The sequence below is a fragment of the Streptomyces sp. H27-C3 genome (genome assembly GCF_030063415.1).
In the GTDB taxonomy this organism is placed as follows: domain Bacteria; phylum Actinomycetota; class Actinomycetes; order Streptomycetales; family Streptomycetaceae; genus Streptomyces.
In genome coordinates, this window is the sequence record NZ_JASITA010000003.1 from 51264 (window position 1) to 63304 (window position 12041).

At 69.5% G+C, this 12041-nt stretch carries 10 protein-coding genes and 3 pseudogenes; 6 read left to right on the forward strand and 7 right to left on the reverse strand.

What is annotated here, in order from left to right; translation table 11 throughout:
* Window positions 1-20 precede the first annotated feature (20 nt).
* Window positions 21-479, reverse strand: coding sequence for a TetR/AcrR family transcriptional regulator C-terminal domain-containing protein (locus QMK30_RS03540; protein ID WP_502963054.1), 459 nt, complete (start codon window positions 477-479; stop codon window positions 21-23).
* Window positions 480-605: 126 nt separating this feature from the next.
* Here QMK30_RS03540 and QMK30_RS03545 point away from each other — a divergent pair, with 126 nt between their 5' ends.
* Window positions 606-836: a hypothetical protein gene (locus QMK30_RS03545; protein ID WP_283515651.1), complete on the forward strand. Its 231-nt coding sequence runs from the start codon at window positions 606-608 to the stop codon at window positions 834-836.
* Between the two features lie 135 nt (window positions 837-971).
* Here the strand turns inward: QMK30_RS03545 and QMK30_RS03550 are convergent, their stop codons facing one another.
* Both QMK30_RS03550 and QMK30_RS03555 read right to left on the reverse strand, forming a co-directional pair.
* Window positions 972-2072 (reverse strand): M20/M25/M40 family metallo-hydrolase, encoded by a 1101-nt coding sequence (locus QMK30_RS03550; protein WP_283515652.1) that lies wholly within the window; start codon window positions 2070-2072, stop codon window positions 972-974.
* Window positions 2073-2285: 213 nt separating this feature from the next.
* Window positions 2286-2915 carry a helix-turn-helix domain-containing protein gene (locus QMK30_RS03555; RefSeq protein ID WP_502963055.1) on the reverse strand — a complete coding sequence of 210 codons (630 nt, stop codon included), beginning with the start codon at window positions 2913-2915 and terminating at the stop codon, window positions 2286-2288.
* An 89-nt stretch (window positions 2916-3004) separates the two neighbouring features.
* On the opposite strand from QMK30_RS03555, the gene QMK30_RS03560 reads away from it, so the two are divergent.
* The gene (locus QMK30_RS03560; RefSeq protein WP_283515654.1) at window positions 3005-4396 is read left to right on the forward strand and encodes an MFS transporter; all 1392 of its coding nucleotides are present in this window, start codon (window positions 3005-3007) and stop codon (window positions 4394-4396) included.
* A gap of 655 nt (window positions 4397-5051) precedes the next feature.
* Here the strand turns inward: QMK30_RS03560 and QMK30_RS03565 are convergent.
* Complete coding sequence (locus QMK30_RS03565) at window positions 5052-5375, reverse strand: hypothetical protein (protein WP_283515655.1); 324 nt, start codon at window positions 5373-5375, stop codon at window positions 5052-5054.
* Between QMK30_RS03565 and QMK30_RS03570 the strand changes: the two are divergent.
* Window positions 5345-5959 (forward strand): annotated as a pseudogene (locus tag QMK30_RS03570) (SDR family oxidoreductase); the annotation flags it as partial. The gene QMK30_RS03565 and the pseudogene QMK30_RS03570 overlap by 31 nt on opposite strands.
* Before the next feature lie 126 nt (window positions 5960-6085).
* Here the strand turns inward: QMK30_RS03570 and QMK30_RS38685 are convergent.
* A pseudogene (locus QMK30_RS38685) lies at window positions 6086-6257 on the reverse strand (Tn3 family transposase); the annotation flags it as partial.
* A 207-nt stretch (window positions 6258-6464) separates the two neighbouring features.
* Here QMK30_RS38685 and QMK30_RS03580 point away from each other — a divergent pair.
* Complete coding sequence (locus tag QMK30_RS03580; protein WP_283515657.1) at window positions 6465-7175, forward strand: DUF4386 domain-containing protein; 711 nt, start codon at window positions 6465-6467, stop codon at window positions 7173-7175.
* A complete protein-coding gene (locus QMK30_RS03585) occupies window positions 7172-7651 on the forward strand; it encodes a hypothetical protein (protein WP_283515658.1) in 480 nt (159 codons plus the stop codon). Before QMK30_RS03580 ends, QMK30_RS03585 begins: the two co-directional genes overlap by 4 nt.
* Window positions 7652-8003: 352 nt before the next feature.
* Here the strand turns inward: QMK30_RS03585 and QMK30_RS03590 are convergent, their stop codons facing one another.
* Together QMK30_RS03590 and QMK30_RS03595 are read right to left on the reverse strand one after the other, a co-directional pair.
* The gene (locus tag QMK30_RS03590; RefSeq protein WP_283515659.1) at window positions 8004-9893 is read right to left on the reverse strand and encodes an ABC transporter ATP-binding protein; all 1890 of its coding nucleotides are present in this window, start codon (window positions 9891-9893) and stop codon (window positions 8004-8006) included.
* Entirely contained in the window at window positions 9890-11710 is a 1821-nt protein-coding gene (locus tag QMK30_RS03595; RefSeq protein ID WP_283515660.1) for an ABC transporter ATP-binding protein, read from the reverse strand. Before QMK30_RS03595 ends, QMK30_RS03590 begins: the two co-directional genes overlap by 4 nt.
* A 71-nt stretch (window positions 11711-11781) precedes the next feature.
* Between QMK30_RS03595 and QMK30_RS03600 the strand changes: the two are divergent.
* Window positions 11782-12015, forward strand: a pseudogene (locus tag QMK30_RS03600) (ABC transporter permease); the annotation flags it as partial.
* Between the last annotated feature and the right edge of the window lie 26 nt (window positions 12016-12041).

Below are 12041 nucleotides of genomic sequence, written 5' to 3' on the forward strand. Positions count from 1 at the left end.
CCAGTCGGGACGAGTACCTGTCAGGAGCGCATCAACAAGTTGGCCAAAAATCGTCCGTTGCCCGAATGGTCACGTTCGTTAACCGGACGTTTCGGCGGCATCTGCCGTGTGTTGCCGATCATCGCCCCGACACCGTTCAGGGTCCGGCGCAGCCCGAATTCGAAGAGGGTGTCGATGTCGAGCTCGAACTCGCCCTGTTCGAGCATGCTGTTGAGCAAGGGGTACGTGCCCGCCGCGGTGATGGCTTCGAACTGTGGCTCGTTCCGTGCCATCCACTCGTCGCCGGACATCCCGGTGTCCTGAAGCGCCCTGTCCTCCGACTCGACGGCGACGACCAGCCCCTGGACGTACGCGAAGAGTGTGAGATGGGTGTAAATCATGTCATGCGGGTCGAGCCCGGTCCCCTTGAGGTTGCTCAGCACCCGCTCGGTGTACCTCATCGCCTGCGGGGTCGCGGACGGCCGGGTGAAGCCGCCCATCGCGTGCGCCATCCACGGGTGGCGCCCGCACATCGCCCACAACTTCCGTGCCGCCGGCACGGCGGGACCGGCCCCAGCGGGTCCTCGCCGAACGCCCCGTCCGTCATCAGCCGGACCAGCTCGCCCTTGCCCGGGACGCGCCGGTACAGCGCCATGGTGGAGGTCGAGAGCTCGGACGCGAGGCGCCGCATCGACAGGGACGCCAGCCCCTCGGCGTCGGCGAGCGTCACGGCGGTGCCCACGATGCGCGGCACGGGCACCACGCGCCCGCCGACCGGCACCGACGCCACTCCTGACGCGAGCGCCGAAGTCACCGCCGATCCGGCTGCCGCCGCCGGGTCCTCGGTCGCCGTATAGAGGCCGCATGGAGATCGCGGCGTCCGGCACGTTGTCGTCGGTCGCCGACGCTCCGCGTCGACTCCCTCCTCCGCCCTGCGGTTCCACGCACCAGACCCCGCTCCCTCACCCACGGAGATCGGCCGGACACCCCCTCTAGGCGATCCGTATCGCCTTCACCAGTCCGGCGACCAGGTTCGCCCGGTCGGCCATGGCCTCGACCACCAGGTACTCGTGGTCGGCGTGGGCGCCACCCCCGACCGCTCCGAGGCCGTCGAGTGTGGGCACTCCCAGCGCGGCCGTGAAGTTGCCGTCGCTTCCGCCGCCGACCACCCTGCCTTCGAGTTCGGGAAGCAGCCGCTTCGCCACCGCGAAGAGCCCGGCCGACGCCGACTCGGGCATCGGGGGGCGGCCGACGGATCCCCGAACCGTGATCTTCGCCCCGTCGAGATGCGGAGCCAGCGCCGCGAACGCGGCTTCGATCCGGTCCTTCTCGCCGACCGACTCGACCCGGACGTCTACGACGACGGTCGCCTCCGCGGGCACGACGTTGTCCAGGGTCCCTGCGGACGCGACGGTCGGGGTGACCGTCGTGCCGATGTCGGGCCGGCCGAGCGCCGCGACGTCCAGTACCTGGTGTGCCGCTTCGATCAGGGCGTTTATCCCGGCCGCGGGCTCAAGGCCCGCGTGGGACGCCCGGCCCGCGACGGAGACCTGGAACGTGCCGCAGCCCTTGCGGCCGGTCTTCAGACCTCCGCCGTCGGCGGCGCCCTCAAGTACGAGGACGGCGCCGCAGGCAAGGGCGCGTTCTTCGAGGAGGGCGCGGGACGAGCCGGAGCCGACCTCTTCGTCGGCGGTCACCAGGATCTCGACGCCCGACCGGTCGTCGAGCGTCGCCAGGCCATGAACGGCCTGGACCAGACCGCCCAGCATGTCGAAGACCCCGGGGCCGGTCGCACGGCCGTCCTCGACCGTGAAGGGGCGGCGCTCCAGGGTGCCGAGCGGAAACACCGTGTCGTGGTGACCGAGGACCAGCACCTGCGACTCGCCACCGGCCGACCAGTGGACGTGCGGCCCCGCTTCACTCTCCACGAGGACGGCCTGCCCGCCGAGGCGGCTCTCGATGACGGCGGCGACAGCCTTGGCCGATGCCGTCAACGCGTCGAGATCGCGCGACGGGGACTCGACCTCGACGAGTGTCCTGAGGTCGTCGATCATCGCGTCAACACTCACGTGGGCGGTCCTGCGCGTCGTCATGCCGCCAGGGTAGCCAGCGCCCCGCAGACCACGCTCCAGGGTCCGCGGTTTCGTGAGTGCTGGCTCCTGCGGAAACACCGGGATCCGGGCTGGGCGAGCAGCGGCGGTATCGGTGGATGATGCGCGGTCGGCGGTTCCACCTCGGTGGAGTCGGTAGCAGTGAGTGAGGTATCCATGGTCTTGCTGATCACCGGTTTCGCCGACTGTGGCGGGTCATGACGTTGTTGACGGTGGGGTTGTGCTCGCCGTCGGAGCGGGATCGTCGGTAGACGGTCTCGCGCGGACGACCGCTCGGTCGCCTCGTGGCCCGAACAGGTGAAGGATCTCTACGGCGCTCGTGCTCGCCGGACCGAACCAGTGCGGTTCGGTGGTGTCGAACTCGGCCACTTCTCCGGGGCTGAGGGTGGATTCGTGTTCTCCGAGAATGAGTCGCAGCTCGCCTGCGAGGACGTAGAGCCACTCGTAGCCGTCGTGGGTGACCAGCTTCGGTTCGCGGGCGCTCAGTACCTGTTTGAAGACCTGCACCCTGCCTGGGTACTGCGTCAGGGGCACGAGGGTGCTGCCGTGCGCTTTGCGCAAGGGCGTGAGATGCACCCGGGGGTCACCGGTGGCCGGCGCGGCCACCAGTTGGTCGAGCGCGATGCGGTGCGCACGCGCGAGCGGAATGAGCAGCTCCAGGGTCGGGCGCCGTTTGCCCGATTCGAGACGGGACAGCGTGCTCACCGAGAACCCGGTCGTAGCGGCCAGCGCCTCCAGCGTGAGCCGGCGGTCCCGGCGCAGCGCGCGCAGTCGGGGCCCGATGCCGTCGAGTATCTGTTCCAGTTCCTCGTCCATGGAGTCCATTTTGCAGTCTCCGCAAATCCGCTGGGCTGTGGTCGTCGTCCGGCCCGAGCATGGACGCACAGATGTTCCCGTACTTGATGAGGTAGGCCGTGACCGCGACGACTCACACTGTTCAACCCCTTCTGAGTGCGCGTAGGCGCTGGACGGTGCTGGCCGTCTGCTGCCTGAGCATGTTCCTGGTGGGCCTGGATACCACCATCGTCAACGTGGGCCTGCCGGCCATCGGGCGCGGCCTGGATGCCGGGACCCGCCGGCTCGAATGGACCGTGGACGCCTACACTCTGGCCCTGGCGAGTCTCCTGATCTCCTCCGGTGCGCTGGCGGATCGCTTTGGGCGCCGACGGGTGTTCCAGTTGGGGTTGGTCGTGTTCGGCACGGCCTCGCTGCTCTGCGCGATCGCCCCTTCGGTGGGCGCGCTCACCGCGGCCCGTGCGGTCCAGGGAGTCGGCGCCTCGATGCTCAGCCCCGTGGCACTCGCGATCGTGGTGAACTCGATGCCCGATCCGAAGGAGCGAGCGCGGGCGATCGGGGTCTGGGCGGCGGTCTTCGGGCTCAGCATGGCCGCCGGCCCCGTCACGGGCGGCGCCCTCATCGAGGCCTTCGGCTGGCGGTCGGTGTTCTGGGTCAACGCGCCGGTCATCGTTCTCGCCCTGGTGCTCAGCTCGCTGTTCGTGCCGGAGTCCCGAGCGCAGAAGGCGCTGAGGCTCGACATACCGGGTCAGGCCCTGCTGACAGCGGTCATCGGAGTCTCGGTCGGCGTCCTCATTGAGGGGCCGCACATCGGCTGGACATCGCTCGTGGCGGTTTCCGCTTACGCGATCGCCGCCGTGGCGGCGTTCGGATTCGTGTGGGTGGAGTCCCGCCGACGCGAGCCGCTGATGGATCCGCGGCTCTTTCGCAGTCCGGCGTTCAGCGGTGCGGTCCTGGGCGCCGTGGCGGTCTTCGTCGCCCTGAACGTGACGCTGCTGCTCAACACCCTCTACCTGCAGCACGGCCGGGGATGGACGCCATTGGCCACCGGACTGGTGACCTTGCCCATGGCTGTCGGAGCGACCCTCTGCGCCCCCCTGTCCGGCCGGCTGGTCGGTCGTGTCGGAGCGCGGCCGCCACTCGTCCTGGCCGGTGGCTTCATGACGGCCGGCGGACTCTGCTTGGTCGGGCTCGACCAGCACACGAGCGTGACGCTGCTCCTCCTTGCCTACTTGCTCATCGGCATCGGGTTCGGGTTCGCCAACGCTCCGATCACCAACACCGCAGTGAGCGGACTGCCTCCGGCCCGTGCCGGCGTGGCCGGAGCGATCACGTCCACCGCACGCCAGTTCGGCGCTGCGGTCGGCATCGCCATCGCCGGCGGTCTGGTCGCCGGTACAGACCCGACGGGCCTGGCCCACGCATCCCGTCCGGGCTGGATCCTGGTCGCCGCCTGCGGACTATTCCTGTTCCTCGTGGCCCACGCATCGCGGCTGCCACCGCGCTCGTGACCCGCCGCCACACACGGCGAACCACCCGCCTGCCATCAAGGCCGGTGACTTCCCCCATCGCCGCGCAAGCCGCCTGCTCCTCAATCTGGCATGACCCGACCGGACGGTGCGCCAATGCGCGGGATGTCGGGAGGAGTTCGAAGGAGCCCCAGCGGGGACCGCTACTGAACGTAGTTATTGTCAACCGGATCGCGGATTCGCCAGTCCATTGTCAGTGAAGCGCCTTCAATGCCAGTGAAGTCGCGGATCGTACACCCTGTAGGTTCCGCGACTTCGTGAGCACCGGCTCCTGCGGAAACGCTGGAATCCGCACCGAGTGAGCAACAGCCCTGTCGTTCGATGGTGAGCAATCAGCGTTCCTTGCCGATCGAGCTGGTGACAGCGAGTGAGGTATCTTCCACAACGCCCTGGACATCGCGGAGATCGTCCGGCAGCTCTTGGAAGAGCGCTGGGAGATCGCCCCGGAGGATCTGGCCCACATCTCGCCGTACCTGAACCGAACGCATCAACCAGTTCGGCGAGTACGCCACCCACGAGCTCGGCATCCAGCCCGAGGCGTACGAGACGAAGCTGGATGTCGACTTCGCTCCGCTGCGCGACCAGGACCTGGCCGCAGGCAGCTTGAACGCTCGTCAACCCGGTGGGAGTACCGCGGTCAGCGCACCGCCGCCTGCTGCACCTTGTCGAGGTCGTCGTGGTAGACGACCTCGTTGAATCGTAACCGCAGGCCGTGCTTGGCCAGGAGCCACGCCACGATGGCGTCGAGGTGTTCGCGGTGTTCCTTGGTGCGGGCCTGGAGATATGCCTCGCGGACATCGTCGAGTTCGTCGGCGAGGACCTGGTTCATGCGTTCGCGGATGTACCGCTTGAGGTTGATGTACTCCATGAAGACTTCGGTGATGCCTGCGTCGACGAGCCGGCCGAAGAGTTGGTCCAGCAGTTCGGGCTGATGTCTGGTGCGGCGAGCGGCTGTTCGCATTCGATACGCCGGTCTGGGAGCACGACCTCGACAACGACCTGCGGCTCCTCCGGCTGGGCGTGGAGACACATGCGATCACCAGCCACTTCCTGCTGCCCCTGCTGGTGCGGCAACCGGGCGGGCTCGTGGTCGAGATGACCGACGGGACGTCCGCGTACAACGGAACGAACTATCGCTACTCGTACTTCTACGACCTGGTCAAGAACAGCGTGCTGCGCATGGCGTTCGTGCTCGCACACGAGCTGAAGCCGCACGGCGGGACGGCGGTTGCGCTCACCCCGGGCTGGCTGCGCTCGGAGATGATGCTCGACGGCTTCGGCGTCACCGAGGACAACTGGCGCGACGCGCTGGTTACGGTGCCGCACTTCTGCATTTCGGAGAGCCCGTCGTATGTCGGACGCGCGGTCGCGGCGCTGGCTGGCGACGCCGACGTCGCGCGCTGGAACGGCCAGTCGCTGTCCAGCGGGCAACTCGCACAGGAATACGGCTTCACCGACCTCGACGGCTCGCGCCCGGACTGCTGGCGCTACCTGGTCGAGGTCGACGACGCCGGCAAGCCGGCGGACGCAACAGGGTATCGGTGACGGGCACCGCTCATGGGCCGCGGCGTTAACAGCGGTAGCCGTACAACTCCCGGCCTGTGAGCGGGCTATCGTCCGGTCCGGGCGGCCCGGCGCGGTGTCACGGCTCGTCGCCGGCGTCCGGGTCGGGCGCAGCGGGCGCAGGGCTCCGTGCGGCAGGTCCGGGGGTGGGAAGGAGCGCCAGGGGCGGGAAGGAGCAGCGGCCAAGCATGTCGATGTGGTGCCACGTGAACGGCGAGAGGCGAGCGGCGTCCTCTTCACGCACGTCGAAGCCATCCGCGCGGAGCCGGGCCAACGCGGCTCTCCGAGGACCGTCCCGCTGAACTGGTTCGGCTGCTGGGGGAATTCGTGTCCGACCGCGCCGCCTACTCCCTGCGGAGTATCCGCACTGCCTGCCGCTGTGGGACGACCGTGGTGCCCCGCAGCGGAATTCTGGATGTCCGCACCGGGCTCCCCGTCCGCACCCCCACCGGGGCCCGAAGCCTTCACCGATAATCCAGGAGATGTCATGCCCACATCGGCACATGAGTCCCGCGCGGCCTCGCTCAGGGGCCCGGCCCGGCGCCCGCGCGGCGCCGTCGCGCTGCTCACAGGTTCTCTCGCCTACGCTGTACTCACCGCTGCGTACGTCGTCGCCAACCGCGCCACCCCGCAGCCCGGCGCATCCGGCCGCGACATTCTGCATCACGTACGCGACGAGGGCACAGCGATTGATCTGGGCGCCTTCCTGCTGGTCGTCGCTGCCGTGCTTCTGGTGCCCGTCGCAGCCACCCTGTCCCGGCTGGTGCGGAAGGGACAGGGCTCAGGCGCCGCGGCGACAACAGCCCTCGCCGGCGGACTGCTGGCCGGTGGCGCGCTGGCCTCCAGCGCCGCGTTCGCCTGGACCCTCGGCCGGCTTCCGGAGGAGTCACCCACAGCCCTGGCCCGTGCTCTGGCAGACCTGTCCTTCCTCGCCGGCGGTCTCGGATACGCCGTGTCCTTCGCGCTCCTGGCGGCAGGCACCTGCCTGCCAGCCCGCAGCAGCGGACTCCTGTCGCGCGCCTGTGCCACCACCGGACTGGTCATCGCTGCCGCCGGCCTGGCCGCCACCCTCCTGCTCCTCGTCTTCGGGTTCAGCTACCTGCTGCCCGTCGTCCGCTTCGGTGGCACCGCATGGCTGGTGTGGGCCGCGTTCGCACTGGCCCGCCCGCGCCCGACCGCACCCGGGGTGGACGCATGACCACCGCCTCGCCCGTACGACTGCGCTCGGCCCGGCAGATCCCCGTCGGCGCGGGCCTCCTGCTGCTCGCGTCCGCCGCCTTCCACACCGTCGTCCTTGTGCTTGTCGGCGGTCCGTGGGACGGCCCCGTCTCCTGGCGGAAACCGATTACCTTCGGGCTGTCCTTCGGGATCAGCGTTCTGACCATTACCTGGATCTGCCGGCTCCTCCCGCTCGCCACGCGCACCCGCACTCTCCTCCTGGGCGCGTTCACCGCGGCGTCCCTGCTGGAGACCAGCCTGATAACCCTGCAGGCATGGCGCGGTGTCCCCTCGCACTTCAACACCGAGACCACCTTCGACACCGTCGTCGCTCGCGCCCTCACAGCCGGCGGCATCACCCTCATCGCGTTCGCCAACACGGGCCGTCAGGTGGCACGGCTGAGCGTAGATTCCACGTACCGCAGGATCCATGTCGGCCAAGAGCAGCCAGGCTAACTCCAGCCGGCTCTCGTAGACGACGGGCCCAGCCATCGTCGTTGATGCGTATCGTCCCGAATGGTGAGTCTGGCCGTGGACAGAGCAAAAACTCCGCCACGGCACCGACCAGGTGAAGTCCGCCAAACGCAGATCCCTGAAGGGGACCTTGCGCACCGACGCGTCGTGGTACCGGATCGACGCCATGACCGGTGCATTCTTCTTTCGGGATCGAATTGAACTCCGAACGGCCATACAGGCGACGGCAGTTACTGGCCGCAGCCAGTGCCCACGGAACCGTGAGAATGCCCATTCGCTGTCCATCTCGCAGGGGCATTGTCCATCAGAATGCGGAACCTACACACCCGCGCCGTCAGGCCAGGCTCTCCCGCCACGCCCGGTGCAGACCGGCGAACCGGCCCGTTCCCGCGACGAGTTCGGCCGGGGCGCCATCCTCGACGACGCGGCCGTGTTCCATGACCAGCACCCGGTCGGCGATCTCCACCGTCGAAAGGCGGTGGGCGATCACCACGGCGGTGCGGCCGCGCAGCACGGTGTGCATCGCGCGCTGGACGGCCCGCTCGCCCGGGATGTCCAGGGACGACGTGGCCTCGTCGAGGATCAGCACCGCCGGGTCGGCGAGCAGCGCGCGGGCGAAGGCCACCAGCTGGCGCTGGCCCGCCGAGATCCGGCCGCCCCGCTTGCGTACGTCCGTGTCGTACCCCTCGGGCAGGCTGCTGATGAACTCGTGCGCGCCGATGGCCTTCGCCGCCCGCTCGATGTCCTCGCGGGTGGCGTCAGGGCGGCCGATGGCGATGTTCTCCGCGACCGTGCCGGAGAACAGGAAGGCCTCCTGCGTCACCATCACCACCCCGCGCCGCAGCTCGGGCACCGCGAGGTCGCGCAAGTCCGTGCCGTCGAGCAGGACTTGGCCCTCGGTCGGGTCGTAGAAGCGGGCGAGCAGCTTGGCGAGCGTCGACTTGCCCGCGCCCGTCGAGCCGACGACGGCGACCGTCTGGCCGGCCGGCAGCGTCAGGTCGAGGCGCGGCAGCACTTCGCCGCCGGTGCGGTAGGCGAAGCTCACCCCGGCGAAGACGACCTCGCGGCCCCGGTGTTCACGGGCCGTCGCGGGCAGCTCGCGTGGCTGCGTGGGCTCAGGAACGGTCGGTGTCTGAGCGAGCAGCCCGGCGATCTTCTCCAGCGAGGCGGCCGCCGACTGATAGGAGTTGAGGAACATGCCGAGCCGGTCGATCGGGTCGTACAGCCGCCGTAGATAGAGCACCGATGCGGCCAGCACACCGAGCGCCAGCGTGCCGTCCGCGACCCGGTAGGAGCCCCACAGCACAAGCCCCGCGATCGCGGTGTTCGCGACCAGCCGGGAGCCGGTCACATAGCGCGCCATCTCAAGGAGGGTGTCGCCGTTCGTCAGCTCGTGGCGGTGGTTGAGGACCTGGAAGTCCGCGTCGTTGGCCTCTTCGCGGCGGAAGGCCCGCACCGGCCGGATGCCGTTGATCGTCTCCGCGAACTTCACGATGACGGCGGCGATCGCCGTGGACCGCCTGCTGAAGATCCGCCCGGCGCGGCGCTGATAGAGCCGCACGAGCAGATACAGCGGTACGAAGGAGAGCACCGCGAACCCGCCGAGCCCGATGTCCAGATAGAGCAGCAGCGCGCAGATGTAGACCACGGACAGGATGACCCCGAGCAACTCCTGGAGGCCCTCGCCGAGCAGCTCCCGCAGCGACTCCACGTCTGTCGTGGAGCGGGAAATGAGCCGCCCCGAGGTGTACCGCTCGTGGAAGTCGACGCTCAGGGCCTGCGCGTGGCGGAAGATCCGGCCGCGCAGATCAAGGAGCACGTCCTGGTTGACTCGGGCGGACGCCTGGATGAAGGCGTACTGGAGCGCCCCCGCGCCCAGTGCGCACACCAGATAGCCGGCCCCGACCGCGATCAGCGGCCCGAAGTCGTCGCGCCTGAGCGCAGGTACCCCCCGGTCGATGGCGTACGCCACCAGTAGCGGCCCGGCCTGCACCACGGCCTGCTGGAGGAGCAGGAGCAGCGTCGCGACGGTGACCGCGCCCCGCCTGGACCGCAGCAGCGAGCGCAGCAGCGTGCCCGTCGCCCCCTTGACGGCGGGCAGCGCGTCGCGATCGAAGAGGTCCTCGGTCCGCGCCGCGACAACGGTCCCCGGACCGGTCGGGGCACCGGCGCCGGTACCCGAGTCGGATTCGGGGGCGGGCCTGCCGTCCACGGTGGTGGTCATGCGTGATCCCCCTTGTCTGCGGCTCCGACGGGTTCGCCGTCGCCCGCACCCGACATCAGCCAGGCGTACTCGTCGCTGCTGCGCAGCAGTTCGTGGTGGGTGCCGACGGCGGTGATCCGGCCCTCGGAGAGCAGTGCGACCCGGTCGGCGAGCAGTACGGTGGACGGCCGGTGCGCGACAACAAGCGCGGTGGTCCTCGCAAGCACCCGCCGCAGCGCCGCCTCCACCAGCGTCTCCGTATGCACATCGAGCGCCGACAGCGGATCGTCCAGGACGAGGAACCGGGGCTCGCCCACCACGGCCCGCGCCAGCGCGAGGCGTTGCCGCTGTCCGCCGGACAGGCTCAGCCCCTGCTCGCCGACCTGCGTACCGGCGCCGTGCGGAAGTTCTCCCACGAACCCGGCCTGCGCGGTGTCCAGAGCCCGCTCCAGCTCCGCCTCACCCGCGCCCGCCGCGCCCATCAGTACGTTCTCGCCGACCGTCGCCGAGAAGAGCGTGGGCTCCTCGAAGGCGACAGACACCAGCTCCCGCAGCCGCTCGCGCGGCAGCGCGGTGATGTCGGCGCCGTCGAGCGTGATGCGACCGCCGGTCACCTCGTGCAGCCGCGGTACGAGCGTGGTGAGCGTCGTCTTGCCGCTGCCGGTGGCTCCGACGATCGCCATGGTCTCGCCGGGTCTGATGTGCAGGGTGATGTCCGCCAGTACGGGAGGGGAGTCCGCGGCCGCGTCGGGATAGCGGAACGCCACGCCCTCGAAGCGAAGTCCGTCGGCGGTCCCGGAGAGGTCCGCGGCCGCCTTCGGGCTCGCCAGGGTCCCCGCGTCCGTCTCCTCGGGCGCGTCCATCACCTCGAAGTACCGGTCCGCCGCGGTCGCCGCGTCCTGGCTGATCGCCAGCAGGAAACCGATCGACTCCACCGGCCAGCGCAGCGCCAGCGCCGTCGACAGGAACGCCACCAGGGTCCCCGCCGACAGCACACCGTCGGCGACCTGGACCGTGCCGAGGACCAGCGCAGCGCCGATGGCCAGCTCCGGCAGGATCGTGATCAGCGCCCAGATGGCGGCCAGCAGCCTGGCCTTGACCAGCTCCGTGCCGCGCAGCTTCAGCGACAGCTCGCGGAACGCGACGGCCTGGCTGCGGTGGCGGCCGAAGCCCTTGATGATGCGAATGCCCAGGACGCTCTCCTCGACCACCGTGGTCAGATCCCCGACCTGGTCCTGGGAGAGCCGTGACACCCCGGAGTACTTCGACTCGAAGAGCGAGCACAGCACCACCATGGGGATCACGGGTACCAGCAGCACCAGTCCGAGCGACCATTCCTGGAACAGCAGAATGATGAAACCGACCAGGATCGTGACCCCGTTGACCAGCAGGAAGGTCAGCGGGAACGCCAGAAACATCCGCACTGTCATCAAGTCCGTCGTGCCTCGCGAGAGCAACTGCCCCGACGCCCAACGGTCGTGGAAGGCCATCGGCAGCCGCTGGAGATGCCGGTACAGGTCAGCCCGCATGCCCGCCTCGACGCCGGCCAACGGCCGCGCCACCATCCAGCGCCGGATGCCGAACAGCACCGCCTCCACCACGCCGAGCACCAGCAGGAACACGGCGCCCAGCCACACCCCGCCCGGATTGCCGTCAGCGACCGGGCCGTCCACGATCCACTTCAGGACGAACGGGAAGACCAGGCTGAGGCAGGACGCGACAACAGCGACAAATGCCGCACCGAAGAGGCGCGCTCGCACCGGGCGCACGTAGGGCCACAACCGCAGGAGCGAGCGTACGGCCGACCGGTCCCGGGGTGCTGAATCTGTTTCTGGCATCAGGAGTGAGCCTATGGTTCACCACTGACATCGTTCATCTGGTTTTCGGCGGGGGAGGTCCGGACCCCGCCCTCGTGATCGCCGTGGGCCGTGTCGGCTTCGGCGTCGCGCTGCCCGAGCAGTTCCCCGGTTACGTCCTGGCGCTGCTGCTCACCACGGGCTGCGCCCTCGCGCTGGGCTCCCTGGTCTGCGCGCTGTCGCGCACCACGAAGATCGCGAGCGTCATCGGCACGGTGGTGTTCTTCCCGGCGATGTTCACCGCGGGCGTCTGGGTTCCGGTCCAGGCGATGCCGCAGACCCTCCGGCACCAAGGACCGGGCGGCGGCCGTGG